The sequence below is a fragment of the Rhodopila sp. genome, from assembly GCF_035548235.1.
Classification (GTDB): Bacteria; Pseudomonadota; Alphaproteobacteria; order Acetobacterales; family Acetobacteraceae; genus Rhodopila.
In genome coordinates this window covers 1-19,767 of the sequence record NZ_DASZTJ010000175.1, presented here as the reverse complement: position 1 = coordinate 19,767, position 19,767 = coordinate 1, and the positions used below count along the sequence as shown (strand labels likewise).

The 19,767-nt window shown below is 68.7% G+C and carries 19 protein-coding genes; 11 read left to right on the top strand and 8 right to left on the bottom strand.

Going from position 1 to position 19,767, the window contains the following annotated elements; translation table 11 throughout:
* The coding region (locus tag VHB27_RS14240; protein ID WP_325601510.1) for an ABC transporter ATP-binding protein at positions 1–502 on the bottom strand (502 nt) is incomplete at its 3' end.
* Positions 503–612: 110 nt separating this feature from the next.
* On the opposite strand from VHB27_RS14240, the gene VHB27_RS14235 reads away from it, so the two are divergent.
* The 4 genes from VHB27_RS14235 (at position 613) to hemH (ending at position 6,152) form a co-directional block, all read left to right on the top strand.
* The gene (locus VHB27_RS14235) at positions 613–2,175 is read left to right on the top strand and encodes an ABC transporter substrate-binding protein (RefSeq protein WP_325601508.1); all 1,563 of its coding nucleotides are present in this window, start codon (positions 613–615) and stop codon (positions 2,173–2,175) included.
* Positions 2,176–2,288: 113 nt separating this feature from the next.
* Entirely contained in the window at positions 2,289–3,884 is a 1,596-nt protein-coding gene (locus VHB27_RS14230) for a tetratricopeptide repeat protein (RefSeq protein ID WP_325601506.1), read from the top strand.
* 50 nt (positions 3,885–3,934) lie between these two features.
* Positions 3,935–4,972 (top strand): uroporphyrinogen decarboxylase, encoded by a 1,038-nt coding sequence (hemE, locus tag VHB27_RS14225; RefSeq protein ID WP_408904004.1) that lies wholly within the window; start codon positions 3,935–3,937, stop codon positions 4,970–4,972.
* A gap of 85 nt (positions 4,973–5,057) precedes the next feature.
* Positions 5,058–6,152, top strand: a complete 1,095-nt coding sequence (hemH, locus tag VHB27_RS14220; RefSeq protein ID WP_325601502.1) for a ferrochelatase — start codon at positions 5,058–5,060, stop codon at positions 6,150–6,152.
* Between the two features lie 144 nt (positions 6,153–6,296).
* Here hemH and VHB27_RS14215 read toward each other — a convergent pair whose 3' ends face one another.
* From VHB27_RS14215 to VHB27_RS14185, 7 genes are all read right to left on the bottom strand, one after another.
* The gene (locus VHB27_RS14215; RefSeq protein WP_408904005.1) at positions 6,297–6,995 is read right to left on the bottom strand and encodes an ABC transporter ATP-binding protein; all 699 of its coding nucleotides are present in this window, start codon (positions 6,993–6,995) and stop codon (positions 6,297–6,299) included.
* A gap of 1 nt (position 6,996) precedes the next feature.
* Positions 6,997–7,749: an ABC transporter ATP-binding protein gene (locus VHB27_RS14210; protein ID WP_325601498.1), complete on the bottom strand. Its 753-nt coding sequence runs from the start codon at positions 7,747–7,749 to the stop codon at positions 6,997–6,999.
* Positions 7,749–8,660, bottom strand: coding sequence for a branched-chain amino acid ABC transporter permease (locus VHB27_RS14205; RefSeq protein ID WP_325601496.1), 912 nt, complete (start codon positions 8,658–8,660; stop codon positions 7,749–7,751). Before VHB27_RS14205 ends, VHB27_RS14210 begins: the two co-directional genes overlap by 1 nt.
* Before the next feature lie 22 nt (positions 8,661–8,682).
* Positions 8,683–9,549 carry a branched-chain amino acid ABC transporter permease gene (locus VHB27_RS14200; RefSeq protein WP_325601494.1) on the bottom strand — a complete coding sequence of 289 codons (867 nt, stop codon included), beginning with the start codon at positions 9,547–9,549 and terminating at the stop codon, positions 8,683–8,685.
* A 1-nt stretch (position 9,550) separates the two neighbouring features.
* The gene (locus VHB27_RS14195) at positions 9,551–10,666 is read right to left on the bottom strand and encodes an ABC transporter substrate-binding protein (protein ID WP_325601492.1); all 1,116 of its coding nucleotides are present in this window, start codon (positions 10,664–10,666) and stop codon (positions 9,551–9,553) included.
* 107 nt (positions 10,667–10,773) lie between these two features.
* Complete coding sequence (gene tsaA / locus VHB27_RS14190) at positions 10,774–11,217, bottom strand: tRNA (N6-threonylcarbamoyladenosine(37)-N6)-methyltransferase TrmO (RefSeq protein ID WP_325601490.1); 444 nt, start codon at positions 11,215–11,217, stop codon at positions 10,774–10,776.
* Positions 11,218–11,220: 3 nt separating this feature from the next.
* Positions 11,221–12,444 carry an MFS transporter gene (locus VHB27_RS14185; RefSeq protein WP_325601488.1) on the bottom strand — a complete coding sequence of 408 codons (1,224 nt, stop codon included), beginning with the start codon at positions 12,442–12,444 and terminating at the stop codon, positions 11,221–11,223.
* Between the two features lie 153 nt (positions 12,445–12,597).
* Between VHB27_RS14185 and VHB27_RS14180 the strand changes: the two genes are divergently transcribed.
* The 7 genes from VHB27_RS14180 to VHB27_RS14150 all read left to right on the top strand — a co-directional run bounded on the left by VHB27_RS14180 (position 12,598) and on the right by VHB27_RS14150 (position 19,510).
* The gene (locus VHB27_RS14180) at positions 12,598–13,023 is read left to right on the top strand and encodes a hypothetical protein (protein ID WP_325601486.1); all 426 of its coding nucleotides are present in this window, start codon (positions 12,598–12,600) and stop codon (positions 13,021–13,023) included.
* A gap of 218 nt (positions 13,024–13,241) precedes the next feature.
* Positions 13,242–13,826, top strand: coding sequence for a F0F1 ATP synthase subunit delta (locus VHB27_RS14175; protein WP_325601484.1), 585 nt, complete (start codon positions 13,242–13,244; stop codon positions 13,824–13,826).
* Between the two features lies 1 nt (position 13,827).
* A complete protein-coding gene (gene atpA / locus VHB27_RS14170; RefSeq protein ID WP_325601482.1) occupies positions 13,828–15,360 on the top strand; it encodes a F0F1 ATP synthase subunit alpha in 1,533 nt (510 codons plus the stop codon).
* A gap of 132 nt (positions 15,361–15,492) precedes the next feature.
* Entirely contained in the window at positions 15,493–16,374 is an 882-nt protein-coding gene (locus VHB27_RS14165) for a F0F1 ATP synthase subunit gamma (RefSeq protein ID WP_325601480.1), read from the top strand.
* Positions 16,375–16,500: 126 nt separating this feature from the next.
* A complete protein-coding gene (atpD, locus tag VHB27_RS14160; protein WP_325601478.1) occupies positions 16,501–17,937 on the top strand; it encodes a F0F1 ATP synthase subunit beta in 1,437 nt (478 codons plus the stop codon).
* Positions 17,938–17,996: 59 nt separating this feature from the next.
* Complete coding sequence (gene atpC / locus VHB27_RS14155) at positions 17,997–18,398, top strand: ATP synthase F1 subunit epsilon (protein WP_325601476.1); 402 nt, start codon at positions 17,997–17,999, stop codon at positions 18,396–18,398.
* 290 nt (positions 18,399–18,688) lie between these two features.
* Positions 18,689–19,510 carry a ferritin-like domain-containing protein gene (locus VHB27_RS14150; protein WP_325601474.1) on the top strand — a complete coding sequence of 274 codons (822 nt, stop codon included), beginning with the start codon at positions 18,689–18,691 and terminating at the stop codon, positions 19,508–19,510.
* Positions 19,511–19,767 lie beyond the last annotated feature (257 nt).

Genomic DNA, 19,767 nt, shown 5'->3' with positions numbered 1-19,767 from the left:
CGTCGAAGAACATGATGTCGGGCTGCGCCGCGATCGCCCGGGCCAGCGCGACCCGCTTCTGCATCCCGCCCGACAGCTCCGCCGGCGACAAATCCCCCACGCTGGGTGCCAGGCCGACCTGGGCCAGGAAGTCGTTGGCCTTCTGGCGCGCCTCGACCCGCCGCGCCTTGCGGCGGGCGATCAGGCCGAACGCGACGTTTTCCCAGACCGGCAGGCTGTCGAACAGCGCACCGTTCTGGAACAGCATGCCGATGCGCGCGCGGGTCAGTTCGCGCTCGTCCCGCGACATGGCGCGCAGGTCGCGGCCGTCGATCTCGATCGCGCCGTCATCCGGCTCGATCAGGCCCAGGATGCATTTCAGCAGCACCGACTTGCCGGACCCGGAGCCGCCGATCACGACGAGGGAGGTCCCGGTCGGCACGTCCAGGTCGATTCCGTCCAGCACCTGCTTCTCGCCGAAACGCTTGGACAGGCCACGGATGCGGATTTTCAGCTCGCTCATGGGACCGTTGATGCCGCGCGCCGGGGAATCGGGCAAGGCATCGATGCGTGAACGGGGGGTCGCCCGACCGGCCAAGACCGCTATAACGCGGGCCATCAGGAGGAAACAGAATGCCGACCCGCCGCCAGGTCCTTGTCGCCGCCCTTGCCATGCCCGCGATCGCCCGCGCGGAAACGGCACGGGCGCTGAAATTCATCCCGCAGTCCGACGTTTCGGTGATCGATCCGATCTGGTCGACCGCCTATAACAGCCGCAACCACGGCTACATGGTCTTCGACACGCTGTTCGGCATGGACAGCCAATACCGGATCCAGCCGCAGATGCTCGCCGGCTTCAAGGTCGAGGCGAACGGCAAGCAGTGGGACCTGACGTTGCGCGACGGGCTGCTGTTCCATGACGGCAGCAAGGTGCTGGCGCGGGACTGCGTCGCCTCGATCAAGCGCTGGGCCGCCCGCGACGGCGTCGGCGGCCTGCTGATGAAGGCGACCGACGAGCTCTCCGCTCCCGACGACCGCACCATCCGCTTCCGGCTCAACAAGCCGTTCCCCCGGCTGCCCTACGCCCTCGGCAAGACCTCCACGCCGATGTGCGCGATGATGCCCGAGCGGCTGGCGAGCTTCGATCCGTTCAAGCAGTTGACGGAGCTGGTGGGCAGCGGCCCGTTCCGCTACCTGGCTAGCGAACGTGTCTCCGGCGCGCACGCGGCCTATGCGCGGTTCGAGAAATACGTCCCCCGCCCCGACGGCACGCCCGGCTGGACCGCCGGTCCCAAGGTCGTGCATTTCGACCGGGTCGAGTGGATCACCATCCCCGACGAAGGCACCGCCGCGGCCTCGATGCAGGCCAAGGAGAACGACTGGTGGGAAATCCCCACCAGCGACCTGACGCCGGTCTTGCGGCAGTCCGGGCATGTGCGGGTGGAGGTCAAGGACCCGACCGGCGTCATCGGCTTCCTGAAGATGAACTGCCTGCAGCCGCCGTTCGACAATGTCGGCGTCCGCCGCGCGATCCTGCACGCGTTCAACCAGAAGGACTTCGTCGCCGCGATCGCCGGCGACGATCCCAAGATGGGCCACACCCCTGTCGGCCTGTTCTGCCCCGGCACGGAACTGGCGAACGATGCCGGCATGGACGCGATCCGATACGATCCGGAGAAAGCGAAGGCGGAGCTGAAAGCGGCCGGCTACAAAGGCGAGACGGTGGCGATGATGGTCGCGACCGATACGCCCTATCGCAAGGCCATGGGCGATGTCGGCGTCGCCGCGCTGCAGGCGATCGGCATGAAGGTCGATTACATCGCCATGGACTGGGGCACCGCCGTCGCGCGGCGCGAAAACAAGGGACCGATCGACAAAGGCGGCTGGAGCGGCCTGTTCACGACCCTCTCGGGCCTCGACCTGCAGACGCCGGTCGGCAACACGTTCCGGGTGAACGGCGAGAAGGGCTGGTTCGGCTGGGCCAGCAGCCCGAAGGTCGAAGCGCTGAAGATGCAGTGGCTGGAGACCGACGACCTCGCGACGCAGAAGAAGATCGCCGAGGAGATCCAGGCCCAATGGTGGATCGACGTGCCGCACGCCCCGATCGGCCAGTGGTTCCAGCCGACGGCGTGGCAGACCTCGTTGGACGGGATGCTGGACGGCTTCCCGGTGTTCTGGGGGATCAAGCGGGTGTAGCGGCCCGGCCGTGACGGGGGAGGCGGATGAGAATCATCACCGTCCCGGTTGGCATAACCCTTCCTTAACCACTCCTTGGCACACTCCTGCCGTCTCCGGCCGGAAAGGCGTGCATGGACAATATCGAACGGAACGGCGCGGCGCTGCGTCTGCTGCAAGCCTGTGCCTGGCAGGAAGCCGAGGCCGCCGCCGGCCACGCCCTGGCCGCTTCACCCCACGACCCCGCGGCGCTGCTGCTGCGCGGCCTCGCCATTGCCGCGATGGGCGAGGCCGATCGCGCCGCCCCGGACCTGCTGCGCGTCGCCGCCCTGCGTCCCGATGCGCGCCATCCCTGCATCGACCTCGCCGAGTTGCGGCCGCCGTTGCCGCGCCCGCTGATCCAGCGCCAGTTCCAGGCCTGCCTGCGGCACGATCCGACAAATCCCCGCCTGCGCCTGACATTCGCCGAGTTCCTGCTCGACAACGACCATCCGGAACAAGCGGAAACGGTGCTGGACACCACGCCCCGCAGCGCCGCGGCGCATCATCTGCACGGCCTGGCCCGCGCCGAACAGGGTCGCTTCGTCCAGGCCATCGATAGTTTCCGCAATGCCGTGGCGCTCGATCCCAAGGCGGCGGCGAGTTGGTCCAATCTCGGCATGGCGCTGAAGGTGGAAGGCCGGTTCGACGAAGCGCTCCGCGCGCATGACCACGCAGTGGCGCTGGCGCCGGCGCATGCGCGGTTCCGGGTGAACCGGGCGGTGACGCTGCTGCGGATGGGGCAGTGGCACAGCGCCTGGGCGGATTACGAGGCGCGGCTGGATCTCGCCGAGGGGCTGGCGATCGACCCGCATCGCCTGCTTCCGTCGCTGCGGCCGGAGGACACGCTGTCCGGCACCACGGTGCTGGCGCTGCACGAGGACGGGTTCGGCGATACGCTGCAATTCTGCCGCTACCTGCCGCTGCTGGCCTGGCGGGGCGCTCGGGTCGTGGCCTGCGTGCCGCCGGCGCTGGCGCGGTTGATCGCCGCCTTGCCGGGGGTCGCGCAAGTGGTGACGGACCGGCGGGACGTGCCGGCGCATGACTATGTCTGCCCGATGTTCAGCCTGCCGCGCGTGTTCGGCACCACGCCGCAGACCGTGCCGCCGGTGGTGGGGCCCGACCTCCCCGCCGCCATCCCGCGGTTCCGCCACCGCCTGCCGGCGCACGGGTTGCTCACCGGGCTGGTGTGGGCCGGCCAGGCGCGTCCCGCGGTGCCGGGGTTCCGCACGCTGGACCGCCGGCGCAGCGCCGGCCTGGCCGCCTTCGCGCCGCTGGCCGCGGTGCCGGGCGTGCGCCTGGTGAGCCTCCAGGCCGGCCGGCCGGCACGCGAGACGCCGCCCGACGGCATGACCCTGCTCGACCCGATGACCGGGGTGCGGGACTTCGCCGATACCGCCGCGATCATCGCCAGCCTGGATGTCGTGGTCAGCGTCGATACGTCCGTCGCGCACCTGGCGGGACTGGTCGGCAAGCCGGTGTTCCTGCTCGACCGCTACGACGGCTGCTGGCGCTGGCTCAGCGGCCGGCGGGACAGTCCGTGGTATCCCGGCATGACCCTGTTCCGCCAGCCGGCGCCCGGCGACTGGACGTCTCCGATGCGGCAGGTGGCGGCATCGCTGCACGCGATGGCGCTGTATCGGGGCGGCACCCGCGTGCCGGCGATGGAGGCGCCCGCTTTCGTCGCTTGACCGCTTCGGACAGAGCTTGGAGACAGTCGCCTCGACCCTATGTCGGATGCATGGCGATGAAGCGGCTGCTGCGGAGTTTGAACGGGGAAGCGGTGTGGCCGCCGCCGGTATGGCTGATGCGCCAGGCCGGCCGCTACCTGCCGGAATACCGCGCCGTCCGGGCCAGGGTGCCGGACTTCGTCACGCTGTGCACGTCCCCGGACCTCGCCGCCGAGGTCACCTTGCAGCCGATCCGCCGCTATGGCTTCGACGCCGCCATCCTGTTCAGCGACATCCTCATCCTGCCTTGGGCGCTTGGCCACGGCCTGGCGTTCAAGGAGGGCGAAGGACCGGTGCTGCCTCGCCTGCGCGACGCGGCCGGCGTCGCCGCGCTGGACCCGCGGCGCCTGGCGGAGAAGACCGCGCCGGTGATGGAGACGGTCCGCCGCATCCGCGCCGGCCTGCGGGCCGAGGGGTTCGGCAACACCGCCCTGATCGGCTTCGCCGGCGCCCCGTTCACCGTCGCCTGCTACATGGTCGAAGGCGGCGGATCGAAGGATTTCGCCGCCGTCCGCGCCATGGCCTATGCCGAACCGGACCTGTTCGCGCGCCTGATGGACACGCTGACCGAGGCGACGATCGCCTATCTCTCCGCCCAGGTCGAAGCCGGCGCCGAGGTGCTGATGCTGTTCGATTCCTGGGCCGGCGTGCTGTCGCCGGGACTGTTCCGCAGGCACGCGGCGGCGCCGGCACAGCGGATCGTCTCGGCCCTGAAGGCGCGGCATCCGGACGTGCCGGTGATCGGCTTCCCGCGCCTGGCGGGGATCCTGGCGCGCGATTACGCGGCGACCGGCGTCGACGGCATCGGCATCGACACCGGCAGCGATATCGGCGCCATCGCCGCGCTGCTGCCCCCCGGCCTGGCCGTGCAGGGGAACCTGGACCCGATGGCACTGGTCGCCGGCGGCGAGGCGCTGCGGACGGAGACGCGCGCGATCCTGGCGGCGATGAAGGGCCGGCCCTTCGTCTTCAACCTCGGCCACGGCATCGTGCCGCAGACCCCGCCCGAGAACGTCGCCGCGCTGCTGGAGCTTGTGCGTGCCGGCTGACACCGCCCCCTCCCCCCCGTCCTCCCGAACCTCGGGGGAGAAAGATGGCCCGGTCGAGCCGGGCCAGGACGGGGGGACGCGATCGATGCCCGCGATCGACCCCGCTCGGCACAAGGTCGCCATCGTGCTGTTCAACCTCGGCGGCCCCGACAGTCCCGAGGCGATCGCCCCCTTCCTGCTGAACCTGTTCCGCGACCCCGCGATCCTGCGCGTACCGCCGTTCATCCGCCCGCTGCTCGCGCGCCGCATCGCCCGGGCCCGCCTCAAGCCAGCCACCGACAACTACGCCCTGCTCGGCGGCAAGTCGCCGCTGCTGGACCTGACCCGGGAGCAGGCGGCGGCGCTGGAGGCCGCGCTGCCGGAGATGCAGGCGAAATGCTTCATCGCGATGCGCTACTGGCATCCGATGACCGACGAGGCGGTGAAGGCGGTGAAGGCCTGGGCGCCCGACCATGTGCTGCTGCTGCCGCTGTATCCGCAGTTCTCGACCACCACGACCGGCAGCTCCCTGCTGGCATGGCGGCAGGCGGCGGTGAAGGCCGGGCTGGTGGCGCCGGTGACGACGCTGTGCTGCTACCCGACCGATCCCGGCTTCATCGCGGCGACGACGGCGCTGGTGCGGGCGGCGTACGACAGGGCGCGGGACACGCTGCCGGCGAAGACGCCCCTGCGGGTGCTGTTCTCCGCCCACGGCCTGCCGGAGACGATCGTCCGCCGTGGCGACCCGTATCAATGGCAGATCGAGCAGACGGTCGCCGCAGTGCTCTCCGCCTGGGGCGAGCCCGTCGACCACGCCGTCTGCTACCAGTCCCGGGCGACGCCGCAGAAATGGATCGACCCGAGCACGGATGCCGAGATCGCGCGGGCGGCGAAGGACGGGACGGCGGTGCTGGTGGTGCCGATCGCCTTCGTCTCGGAGCACAGCGAGACGCTGGTCGAACTGGACGTCGAGTACCGCCACCTGGCCGAGAGGCTGGGGGTCCCCGGCTATTTCCGCGTGCCGACGCAGAACGCCGATGCCGCGTTCATCGCCTCCCTGGCCGGCCTGGTGCGGCGCGCGATGGCGGACGGTCCGACGCTGTGCAGCGCGTCGGGCGGGCGGCTGTGCGGGTCGGCGCATGGCGGGTGCCCGTTCGTGCCCCGACGCCATGATGGCCGAAGGGGCACTGTCCACGCCTGACGTCGCGTCCGCGTGGGAAGGCGCGGATGGCGGGCCTGCACCCCATGGACGTTGAGATCGAGCGGCACAGGCGTCTGTCCCGCCGTGATCGGCGAAGGCCGACCCGGATACCGCCGCGGCCCCGGGGTGACGATGACGTCCGCGTCATCCCCCCAGATACGCGTCCCGCACCCTGGGATCGTCCCGCAGCGTCTTCGCCGGCCCCTCCGCCACCACGCTCCCCGTTTCCAGCAGATACGCCCGGTTCGCCAGCGACAGCGCGACCGCCGCGCTCTGTTCCGCCAGCAGGATCGTCATCCCGCCGTCGCGCAGGTCGCGGATCGCGCGGTAGATCGTCTGCACCATGATCGGCGACAGGCCCAGCGACGGCTCGTCCAGGATCAGCAGGGCCGGCCGGCGCACCAGCGCGCGGGCGATCGCCAGCATCTGCTGCTCCCCGCCCGACAGGGTCGCAGCCAGTTGCAGCCGGCGTTCGCGCAGCCGGGGGAACAGGTCGAACATCGCCTCCATCCGGACCGCGGCCTCGCGTCCCAGCAAGTAGCCGCCCATCTGCAGGTTCTCGGCCACCGTCATGTCGGCGAACACCCGCCTTCCTTCCGGCACCAGCGCCATGCCGGCCGCCGCGCGGCGGTCGCTGGGCAGGCCCGTCACCGGCTTGCCGTCGAACACGATCTCCCCCGCCGCGACCCGGGCCAGGCCGGTGATCGCACGGACGATGGAGCTTTTGCCCGCGCCGTTGGCCCCCAGGATCGCCACCGTCTCCCCCGCCGCCACCGTCAGGTCGAGGCCGCGTACCGCCTGCACCTTGCCGTAGCTGACGCTCAGCCCGCGGATCGCCAGCAGCTCAGTCATCGATCGGCGTCCCGAAATAGGCAGCCACCACCTCGGGATTTTCGGTGACCTCGGCGGGCGTACCGCCGGCGATGACCACCCCGTGGTCCAGCACCACCAGCCGGGAGCTGAGCTGCATCACCACCCGCATGTCGTGCTCCACCAGCGCGATGGCGACGCCGCGATCGCGGATGCGCTCGATCAGGCCGCGCATGTCCGACCGTTCCGACGGGCTCAGTCCCGCTGCCGGCTCATCCAGCAGCAGCAGCGCCGGGTCGCAGGCCAGCGCCCGCGCCAGTTCCAGCCGGTTCTGCTGGCCGTAGGCAAGGCTGGCCGCCTCCGTGTCGGCCAAATCGTCCAGCCCGACGAACGCCAGCGCCTCCCGCGCCTTGGCCTCACCCGCGTCGCGCCCCGACCGGCTTCCGGCGATGTCGGAGAGGAAGGAGCCGGGCTGGGTACGCATGGCCGGCACCAGCACGTTCTCCAGCACGGTCAAGGAGCCGAACAGCCGCTTGTTCTGGTAGGTGCGGGCAAGGCCGGCAGCGACGATGGCGCGCGGGTCGGCGCCGGTGATGGTCCGGCCCTGGAAGGCGACCGATCCGGAATCCGGCCGGTAGATGCCGCTGATGACGTTGAACAGCGTGCTCTTGCCCGACCCGTTGGGACCGATGATGCCCAGCGTCTCCCCCGCCCCGATCGTCAGGCTGACGCCGTCCAGGGCGCGCACGCCGCGGAAGCTCAGGCGGATATCGCTGACCGCCAGCATCACCGCCGCCTCCGCAGCCCGGCCAGCGCCGGCAGGATGCCGCGCGGCGCGAGCATCATCGTCAGCAGCAGGATGCCGCCATACACCACCAGGCGGAACTGGCCGAACGGCCGCAGGTATTCCGAAGCGGAGCCGAGGATCAGCGTCGCGATCATCATCCCGTCCAGCGAACGGTAGCCGCCGAACATCGCCATGGTCAGTTGGACCACCGACAGGTCGAGCGTGAACATGTCCGGGTGCACGAAGCGCAGGAAGAACGCGTGCAGGAACCCCGCCGCCCCGGCCCAGGCCGAGGACAGCGCCAGCGCCAGCACCTTGGTGCGGACGACGCGCACGCCCGAAGTGGCGGCGGATAGCTCGTCATCGCTGACCGCGCGCAGGAACAGCCCGAACCGGCTGGCGACGACCCGCCGCGCCAGGAAGAACGATCCCGCCGCGAACACGACGCACGCCCAGTAGAACCGTTCGGGGGACGCGAGGGCGAAGCCGGCGACCGAAAGCGGCGGGATTTCCCGCACGCCCATCGGCCCGTTGGTCAGGCTGGACCAGTGCATCAGCACGATCCAGATGATCTGCTGCAGGCCGATCGTGGACATCACGAAATACAGCCCCGACAGCCGGATCGCCGGACTGCCCAGCAGCGTGCCCACCAGCACGGCAGCCAGGATCGCGGCCGGCAGCGCCAGCAGCGGCGGACAATGCGCCCCGGTCACCAGCAGCGCGGCGGTATAGGCGCCGATGCCGTACAGTCCGCCCTGGGCCAGGGAGATGCGTCCGGCGAACCCGGTCAGGTAGCCGAGGCCGATGACCGAAATCGATTGGATGGCAACGAAACTACCGATCTCCAGCAGGTAGTCGTTGGCGACCAGCGGCAGCAGCGCCGCCACCACGAAGGGCAGCAGCCGGATCATGACGCCCCTCACGGCTGCACCGTCAGACCTTCACCGGCACGACCCGTCCCAGCAGGCCCTGCGGCCGGACGACGAGCATCAGCATCAGGATCGCGAAAGCGAACAGGTCCTTGTAGTCGGTGGACAGGTAGAACGCGGCGATCGCCTCGACAAGGCCCAGCAGCACGCCGCCCAGGATGGTGCCGACGACGCTGTTGATCCCGCCCAGCACGGCCGCGCTGAACGCTTTCAGCCCCACCATCTCCCCCATGTCGGGCGAGACGAAATACAGCGGCCCGATCAGGATCCCCGCGATCGCCGCCACCGCGAACGACAGCCCGAAGGTGAAGCCGATCGCACCGCTGACCGAGACGCCCATGGTGCCCGCGATCTCGGCGTCCGACGCCACCGCCCGCAGCGCGCGTCCGCGCCGCGTGTGGGTGAACAGGACATGCAGCAGGATCACCAGCAGGATGGTGATGACGACGATCCACAGATAGGTCTTCTGGAACAGCACGCCCGGAATGAACCGATACACCCCCGTCCCGAAAATCTTCGGAAACGGCAACGGTTCAGGAAACGCCGCTCGGATTCCATTCTCGATCATCACGCCCAGGCCGATGGCGCCGACGACGAAGACTTCGTGGCTGTGGAACAGGCGGCGGAAGACGATGCGTTCCAGCAACCATCCGGCGGCGAAGCTGATCACCGGCACCGCGATCAGCAGCGGGATCGCCGACAGGCCCAGCGTCTGCACCAGGAACAGGCCCAGGAACGTGCCGGCCATGAAGACCTGGCCCTGGGCGAAGTTCACCATGCGGATGCCGCGATAGACCAGGGTGAAGCCAAGGCCCACCAGCGCGTAGATGCAGCCGGTGCCCAGGCCGCCGATCAGGATCTGCGGCGGCACCCTAGTGCGCGGGCTTGAAGACGGCGAAGCCCTTGCCCTGGACTTCCTCGATCACCACCGGAACGACAAGCTGGTTGGTGTCGTCGAAATGCAGGTCGGCGGGCGGCAGCCCGAAGAAGTGCCCATGCCAGTCCTTCAGGCAAAGCCTGACCTTGTCCTTGTCGGTGCCGACCTTCTTCAGGCAGTCCGCCGCCATGTAGACGCCGCGATAGGCCGACACCGCCTGCGACGGCCGGGGCGCCTGCGCCGCGTTCTTGAACATCGCGGTGTACTTGTCCGCCCACGCCTTCGCCTGGGGGTCCAGGTCCTCATGGAAATAGGCCGTGGCGATGGTGTGCTGGGAGGCTTCGGGCGCCAGCGTGATCATCGCCTCGTTCGACAGGCCGGCCGGGCCGAAGAAGCGCGCATCGATGCCCTGGTCGCGCGCCTGGTTGAGGATGGCCGGCACCGCGGGCAGCGTGCCCATCAGCGCGATCCCGTCGGGGTTCGCGGCGGCGATATGGGACAGCTGCGCGGTGAAATCCTTATCGTTTGATCCGTAACTTTCCACGTCGACCGGCGATTCGTCCAGTTCTTTCAGCCTGGCAATGAAAATGTCGCGGGCACCGACACCGTAATCGTTGCTGTCGTTGATCACGGCGATCCGTTTCATATGCAACGTCTGCACCGCCAGGTCGGCAAGCTGCACCGCGTGCCCGTTATCGTTGGTCAGGATACGGAACGTCCACTTGTTGCGCTTGGTGGTGATCCGCGGGTTGGACGCCCCGACCACGATATAGGGCATGCCGGCGCGTTCCGCGACTTCCATGTTCGCCAGCACCATGGAACTGCCCCAGCCGCCGACCACGATGTCGACATGGTCGTTGACCAGCCGCTGCATCGCCAGCACCGATTGCGCGGGGTCCGAGGCGTCGTCGGCGACGTCCTCCACCAGCTTGCGGCCGTTGATGCCGCCGGCATCGTTGATCTCCTTGATCGCCATCTCGACGCCTTGCTGCATCGACGCGCCATAGGACGCACCGAACCCGGACAGGCCCGCGATCATGCCCAGCTTGATGTCCTGGGCCAGGGCGCCCTGGCCCCATCCCAGCAAGCCCGTGACGACCGCCATCGCCATCCAACCCGTCCTGGCCATCCACTCGTCCCCGCTTTTTCGCTGGGCGAAACTTTAGGCGGCGCCCGTCGCGACTGGCAACGGGGGTCAGCGGGTCACGTGACGTTGCGTCAGACGGTCCGGTCCGGCTTGATGTCGATCAGCGGCGTGCCGTCCAGGCAATCGAGGCCCCGGACCCGGACCTGCGATCCTTCCACGCCGACCAGCGCGACGACCGAGGACGCGATCGGGTTGGGCCGCACCGGCGAGCGCAGCGCGAAGGTCCCGATGGTCCGCCCGGTGCTGTGGGGCGTCTGCCGTACCAGGTCGCGCCGCGCCTTGTGCATCCAATAGAGGACCTGCAGCCGCGGGTGCTTCGCCACCTCGAACAACGCGTCGGCCCAGCGCGGATCGACCTCCAGCGTGCAGACCGGTCCGTCCAGGCTGCCCCGCTTCGGGCACGTGCCGCGCTGCGTCCAGGGGGTCCGGATCACGCCGATGAAGTAGACGCCCGCGTCCGGAGCGGCCGGCAGGGCGACGCTGCGCTCCCCCGTCCGCAGCGTGTCGTCGGGCATGCGCTACTCCGCCGCGACCTGTTCCGCCGGGCGTGGCAGCGGGTCGGCCGTGCGGGCGGAGACGCGGGCGGACCCGCCGCAGAACAGGCTGAGCAGCAGGATCGCCGCGACCAGGACCAGCACCATCTCGGGGTGGCCATGGTCGATCAGCATGCCGAACGGCACCGGCGTGACGGCGCTGCCCAGCGGCAGGCCGGAGGAGACGAAGCCGAACACCTTGCCGATCTCCCCCGGCGGGGCGGCGTCCTTGACCATGACGTCCCGCGGCGTGCGGCTGGCCCCCAGCGCGAGGCCCGACAGTCCGGTCAGCACGCAGATGGCGACCACCGGCATGCCGATCCAGTTGACGCACAGGATCAGCGCGGCCGAGGCGATGGTCAGGCAGGTGATGAAGGGCAGCACGTGCTTCTTGAACGTGTCGGCGAACCAGCCGCCGACCAGCGTGCCGCAGGTGGAGCCGGCCATGTAGCAGGTCAGCGCCGTCGCCGCGATCTCCAGGTCCAGGCCCTTGGTGGTGTGCAGCACGGTGACGAGCCAGGACTGGACGCCGCCGCCGGCCATCGCGCCGAAGGTGAAGAACAGGAAGAACAGCACCATGGCGCGGCTGGTCAGCAGGTCCCGGCCGGTCAGCCCGCCGGCGTGGTGGACATGGGGCTTGGCCTGGTCGACCAGGATGCGGCTCTGGAACAGGATCGACAGCACCACGGGCAGGCCCAGCAGGCCGACGGTCAAAAGCGTGCCGCGCCAGCCGATCGCCGCCATTAGCAGCGCCGCGACCGGCGGCCCGGCCGAGAACCCCAGGTTGCCGCTGAACGTGTGCAGCGCGAAGGACCGGCCCATCCGGTCCTTGTCGACCGATCCCGACAGGATCGCGTAGTCCGCCGGGTGGATCACCGAGTTGCCGACCCCGGACAGGGTCGCCAGCACCAGCACCTGCCAGAACGCCGTGGTCAGCCCCATCGCCGCGAGCGACAGCGACATCAGGAGCGTGCCGCCGATCAGGAACGCCCGAGCGCCGTGGCGGTCGACGAGGAAGCCGACAGGGGTCTGGAGGATGGCGGTGGTGCCGGACATCAGCGCGATCGTCAGCCCGAGTTCGGCGAAGCTGACGTCGAACGCCTTCTGCCAGGCGAGGAACATCGGCGGCAGGCACAGCACATAGAAGTGCGAGAGGAAATGCCCGTTGCCGATCAGGATGTTGACGCGGGTCGTCCGACTGAGCGCCATGCCCGGAGATCCTTGATGAAGCGCCTGTAATCTTGCCGGCCGGCTTGCCCATGGTCAAGCAAGGCACCTCTTCGGGCGCCCTGCCCCTTGGCGGTTTCGCCGGCGCGCGAAATGGACTAGACGGGACGGATCAGCCCCGGATCGTCGCCGCCCATGTCGAAGAAGTCCCTGGCCCGCCTGTTGCCTTCGCTCATCGTGGTCGCGGTCGCCGTGGCCACGCTGGCTTCGGGGATGTCTGCCCTGTCGGCGTGGCGGGCGGCGTCGGCGCCGCAGATCGGCGACATGATCTCCTTCCGCCCCGGCGTGTCCGGCTCCCCCGGCCTGCGCCTGGACGTGGCGCGGCGGCAGGGCGGGACTTGCGTGCTGGACCTGGGGATGCTGAGCGGTTCGGGCGGCAGCTTCATCGTCGAGGGCCCGGCCCCGGACGGGCGCTACCTGGTCCACTGGGCCGGCCCGCGCACCAGCCAGGGCGCCTCCAACTGCGGGGCCAGCGCCGAGATCGTCCTCGACGCTCGGCAGGTCGAACTGCTGGGAATCGCGGCGACGGCCTCGGTGGTGCCGGTTCAGGCCAGCGCGTGAACGGTTCGGGTCTGACTAGCTCGCGTGATCGGCGTGCCTGACCGGCTGGAGGCCGGGGGGACGGCACACCGGAACAGATAATGGAGAAAACGTCACAAACCCGCCCCGGTGCGTGTTGCGTGGCCCCATACCCCATGCTAGACGCCCGGCGCTGGCCTGCTGGGCCGCCATTTTTCCTTTCCGGACCGATCCGGTTCGGCCCAACAGATGGATGAGCCGTGGCTTCCGAGGTTTCGACATCGACAACCGCATCGACTGGCTCCGGCGACGGCCTCGCCGATCGCTACGCATCCGCGCTTTATTCCTATGCCGATGAGACCCATGCCCTGGACGCCGTCGTGGCGGAGATGGAAGGGCTGGGCCGCCTGATCGACGCCAGCGCCGATTTCCGCCGCCTGCTGGCCAGCCCGCTGATCGACGTCAAGACCGCGACCCAGGCCAGCCAGGCGGTGCTGCAGCAGGAAGGTTTCGGCAAGACGGTGCGCGACTTCGTCGGCGTGGTCGCGACCAACCGCCGCCTGCGGGAACTGCGGGAGATCGTGCATGCCTTCGCCACCCTGGTGGCGCACCGGCGGGGGATCATCACCGCGCATGTCGTCTCGGCGCACCCGCTGAACGACGTGCAGCGCCAGCAACTGCGCGCCCGGCTGATCGAGGCGGGGTACGGCAACGTCAACATCCACGAACGGGTCGACGCCGACCTGCTGGGCGGCCTGGTCGTCCGGGTCGGCGCGCGCCTCTACGACACGTCTTTGAAGTCTCGGCTGCAACGCCTGCAGTACGCCATGAAGGGAGCCGCTTGATATGGAGATCCGCCCAGCCGAGATCTCGGAGATCCTGAAGAAACAGATCGCCGCGTTCGACACCGAGGCCAATGTCGCCGAGACCGGCCAGGTGCTGTCCGTCGGTGACGGCATCGCCCGCGTCTTCGGGTTGCAGAACGTCATGGCCGGCGAGATGGTCGAGTTCCCCAGCGCCGGCCTGCGCGGCATGGCGCTGAACCTGGAAACCGACAATGTCGGCGTCGTGATCTTCGGCGACGACAAGCAGATCCGCGAAGGCGACACCGTCTCGCGCACCCGCGCCATCGTCGAGGTGCCGGTCGGGCCGGGCCTGCTGGGCCGCGTCGTGGACGGCCTGGGCAACCCGATCGACGGCAAGGGGCCGATCCAGTCCACCGAACGCCGCCGCGTCGAGGTGAAGGCGCCGGGCATCATCCCCCGCAAGTCGGTACACGAGCCGATGCAGACCGGCCTGAAGGCGATCGACGCGCTGATCCCGATCGGCCGCGGCCAGCGGGAGCTGGTGATCGGCGACCGCCAGACCGGCAAGACCGCCGTCATCGTCGATACGATCATCAACCAGAAGCCGATCAACGCGCTGGGCGATCCGAAGAAGACGCTGAACTGCATCTATGTCGCGGTCGGCCAGAAGCGCTCGACCGTCGCGCAGCTCGTCCGCACGCTGGAAGAGAACGGGGCGATGGAATACTCCATCGTCGTCGCCGCGACCGCGTCCGACCCGGCGCCGATGCAGTTCCTCGCCCCCTATTCCGGCTGCACCATGGGCGAGTATTTCCGCGACAACGGCCAGCACGCCGTGATCTTCTATGACGACCTGTCCAAGCAGGCCGTCGCCTATCGCCAGATGTCGCTGCTGCTGCGCCGTCCGCCGGGACGCGAGGCGTATCCGGGCGACGTGTTCTATCTGCACTCCCGCCTGCTGGAGCGCGCGGCGAAGATGAACGACCACCTCGGCGCGGGTTCGCTGACGGCGCTGCCGGTCATCGAGACGCAGGCCGGCGACGTGTCGGCCTATATCCCGACCAACGTGATCTCGATCACCGACGGCCAGATCTTCCTGGAGACCGAACTGTTCTTCCGTGGCATCCGTCCGGCGGTGAACGTGGGCCTGTCGGTCTCGCGCGTGGGATCGGCAGCCCAGGTCAAGGCGATGAAGCAGGTCGCCGGGCGCATCAAGCTGGAGCTGGCGCAGTATCGCGAAATGGCGGCGTTCGCGCAGTTCGCCTCGGACCTCGACGCCTCGACCCAGGCGCTGCTGGCCCGCGGATCGCGGCTGACGGAGCTGTTGAAGCAGCCGCAATACAAGCCGCTGCCGATCGAGGAGCAGGTGGTCGCCATCTTCTCCGGCGTGCGCGGCTACCTGGACAAGATCCCGGTCAACCGCGTCGGCGCCTTCGAGCAGCAGTTCATCGGCGAGCTGAAGGCGAAGGAGCCGGGCATCCTGGAGGCGATCCGGGCCCAGCTTGAGATCAAGCCGGACGTGGAGAAGCAGTTGACCGCGTTCCTGGACAACTTCTCCAAGGCGTTCGCCTGATCATGATCCTCTTGCGTCGTGGCCGGGCTTGGCCCGGCCATCCACGACTTTCCCCTGGATGGTCCGCGCACGGCGCGGATGGCCGGGACATACCCGGCCTGACACGCAAGCCGAAGCGTCAGGAGTCGCTCCATGCCTAGCCTGAAGGCCCTCCGGACGCGGATCAACAGCGTCAAGTCGACACAGAAGATCACCTCGGCGATGAAGATGGTCGCCGCCTCCAAGCTGCGCCGCGCCCAGCAGCAGGCCGAGGCCGCTCGGCCCTATGCCGAACGGATGGAGCGGATGCTGCGTGCGCTGGCCGCGTCGGTCGCCGGGTCGCCGACCGCGCCGCAATTGCTGGTCGGCACCGGGTCCGACAAAGTGGCGCTGCTGATCCCGGTGACGGCGGACCGCGGCCTCGCCGGCGCGTTCAACACCCAGGTCGCCCGCGCCACCCGCAACCTGGCCCGCAAGCTGGAATCCGAGGGCAAGACGGTGAAGATCCTCGCCGTCGGCCGCAAAGGGCGCGACTACCTGCGCCGCGAGCTGGCCAGCCGGATCGTCGGCGACGTCAGCTATGCCGGCAAGAAACGGATCGAATTCGCCGACGCGCAGGACATCGGCGTCCGCGTCACCCAGATGCTGGCAGCGGGGGAAATCGACACCGCGACGCTGGTCTACAACCGGTTCCACTCGGTGATCAGCCAGATCGTCACCGAACAGCAGATCATCCCGGCGCCGCCGCCCCCCGAGGGTGAAAGCGCCGATACCGGCGGTGCGCAATACGATTTCGAGCCGGACGAGGAAACCATCCTGGCGAAGCTGCTGCCCCAGGCGCTGGCCATCCAGGTCTACCGTTCGCTGCTGGAAAGCGCGGCCGGCGAGCACGGCGCGCGCATGACGGCGATGGACAACGCGACGCGCAACGCGGGCGACATGATCAAGCGCCTGTCGCTGAACTACAACCGCGCACGCCAGGCCAACATCACCAAGGAGCTGATCGAGATCATCTCCGGTGCGGAGGCGGTATGACGTCGTTGCCGCCTCGCATCGCGCATCAGCACACACTTGTCGATACCGCGCGCCTTCGCGCACCCGTAGATACCGCGCGCCTTCGCGCGACAGCCGTCTGACCTCGGACGAAAGGAAGAAAGAGCCATGGCAAGCAACATCGTCGGCCGGGTCACCCAGGTCCTGGGCGCCGTCGTGGACGTGCAGTTCGACGGCGACCTGCCGTTCATCCAGAACGCGCTGGACTGCCAGATCGAAGGCCGCAAGCTGGTGCTGGAAGTCGCGCAGGAGCTGGGCGAGCGCACCGTGCGCTGCATCGCGATGGACAGCACCGACGGCATGGTCCGCGGCCAGGAAGTGGTCGATACCGGCGCCCCGATCACCGTGCCGGTCGGGCCGGAGACGCTGGGCCGCATCATGAACGTGGTCGGCGAGCCGATCGACGAGAAAGGCCCGGTCAACGCCAAGAAGCGCTACCCGATCCACCGCGAAGCCCCCTCCTTCGAGGAACAGGCCACCTCGGCCGAGATCCTGGTCACCGGCATCAAGGTCGTTGACCTGCTCGCCCCCTACCTGAAGGGCGGCAAGATCGGCCTGTTCGGCGGCGCCGGCGTGGGCAAGACGGTGCTGATCCAGGAGTTGATCAACAACATCGCCAAGGCGCATGGCGGCGTGTCGGTGTTCGCCGGCGTGGGTGAGCGCACCCGCGAGGGCAACGACCTGTATCACGAAATGATCGACGCCGGCGTCATCAAGATGGACGACAACGGCAACCTGGTCGAAGGCTCCAAGGTGGCCCTGATGTATGGCCAGATGAACGAGCCGCCGGGTGCGCGGGCGCGCGTCGGCCTGTCCGGCCTGTCGATGGCGGAATACTTCCGCGACGAGGAAGGACAGGACGTCCTGTTCTTCGTCGACAACATCTTCCGCTTCACCCAGGCGGGCGCCGAAGTGTCCGCCCTGCTGGGCCGTATCCCCTCGGCCGTGGGCTATCAGCCGACGCTGGCGACCGACATGGGCGCGCTGCAGGAACGGATCACCTCCACCAACAAGGGGTCCATCACCTCGGTGCAGGCGATCTACGTGCCGGCCGACGACTTGACCGACCCGGCGCCGGCAACGTCCTTCGCCCACTTGGACGCGACGACGGTGTTGAACCGTTCGATCGCGGAGCTGGGCATCTACCCGGCGGTGGACCCGCTGGACTCGACCAGCCGCTCGCTCGACCCGCGGATCGTGGGTGAGGAGCACTACGCGGTGGCGCGCCGCACGCAGGAAATCCTGCAGACCTACAAGTCGCTGCAGGACATCATCGCCATCCTGGGCATGGACGAGCTGTCGGAGGAGGACAAGCTGGTCGTGGCCCGAGCGCGGAAGATCCAGCGCTTCCTGTCGCAGCCGTTCCACGTGGCCGAGGTGTTCACCGGCTTCCCCGGCAAGTTCGTGCCGGTGGCCGACACCGTGCGCAGCTTCAAGGCGATCTGCGCCGGCGAATACGACCACCTGCCGGAAGCCGCGTTCTATATGGTCGGCACCATCGAGGAAGCGGTCGCCAAGGCGGAAACGCTGAAGCAGAACGCCTAACTCATCCACCGTCATGGCCCGGCTCGACCGGGCCATCCCCCCTGCCCAGGTGTGACGCCATGGCCGTGAACCTCGAAATCGTCAGCCCGGAAAAGCTGCTGCTGTCCCGCCCCGTGGACATGGTGGTGATCCCGGCCTCGGAAGGCGACATGGGTGTGCTGGAAGGCCACACGCCGATGATCGTCACGCTGCGCGGCGGCACGATCGACCTGTATGAAGGCGATCGCGTCACCGACCGGCTGTTCGTCAACGGCGGCTTCGCGGAAGTGACCCCGGAACGCTGCACCGTCCTCGCGAACGAGGCCGTGCCGCTGGCCGAGGTCGACAAGGCCGTGGCGGCGAAACGCCTGGCCGACGCCGAAGCGGCCTATGAAGCCGCCGACAAGCGCGACACCCTCGCCGAGGACGAAGCCCTCGACGTCCTCCAGGCCGCTCGGGCCATGGTCGACGCGATCATCTGATCCCCGTTCAGCCTGCCCCCATAGATGCGTGAACAGCCCCGTGAGGGGCTGTTTTCATTGGCGGGAGAGGTTTAACTGAGCGACGCCCGCGATTCCGAGGCATCCCTGCACGTCACGGATCGGCGCGCATTCTGTGGCAAGGCGGCAACAGGGATGCACCCGAGGCAGCCGCGACTCGGGCGACGTTGCAACCGAACCGAACCAATGGCTTCCCCCCGATTCCTGACGGCTTATATAACCTAAGGGTGCCAAGGCCCGCTTGACGCATAACGAGATCGGCAAAGAGCAGCATGAAGCACTGGCGGATTGAAGACGTGACCTGGGACCGGTTCGATCCGGCCGCCGTTGATCCCGATATCGTGCCGCTGGTGAAAGCCGCGGCAATGGTCGAGAGGAACGGCCGCGATTATGCCACCTACCTGGGCGGCGTCTTCCGCGACGATCCGGACTTCCGCCAGGCTGCCGACAACTGGGCGAACGAGGAGGTGCAGCACGGCGACGCTCTTGGCCGCTGGGCCATGCTCGCCGATCCCGCCTGGGACTACGCCATGGCGTTCGACCGCTACCGCAGCGGATATTCGGTCAAGCTGGACGCGGACGCCTCGATCCGAGGCTCCCGCACCGGCGAACTGATCGCCCGCTGCATGGTGGAGACCGGGACCTCCAGCTACTACTCGGCCTTGGCCGAGGCCACGGACGAACCGGTGCTCAAGCAGGTCTGCAAGCTGATCGCCGCCGACGAGTTCCGGCATTTCAAGCTGTTCTACGACCATATGCGCCGCTACCTGGCGCGCGAGAACATCGGCGTGCTGTCACGCCTGCGCATCGCCCTGGGGCGGATCGGCGAGTCGGAGGACGACGAGTTGGCCTATGCCTATCACTGCGGCAACGAGCCTGAATCCCTCGCCTATGACCATGCGCGCTGCATCGCGAGCTATATGACCGGAGCGATGGCTGTTTACCGCTACCGGCATATCGAGCGTGGCACCAACATGATCCTGAAAGCAGTCGGGCTGCCGCCGCAGGGGCGGATGTCCCACGTGGCCACGAAGCTCGCCTGGCGCCTGATGCAGTGGCGCCATCACCGGTTCGAACAGCAACTGGCGGCGTAGCCCGTTCCCCGGCGACGCCGAGGGTCCTTCTCGGGACGGGTGAGGCCCGACGGGACGGTATCCGATCAGACCCCTTGGGTATTCAGACGGACGCAGCAGCCTCGGGCATGTCGGCAGGGGCTGACCGAAGCAGCGCCTGCGCGATCTTCTTGCGCTCCCGTTCGGCCGTGCGCTTGTCACGCTCCCGCCGGCGCAGCGCTTCGGTGAAGCTGATCCCGTGCGCCTTGGCATAGGCCGAGACCGTCTGGTTTTCCAGG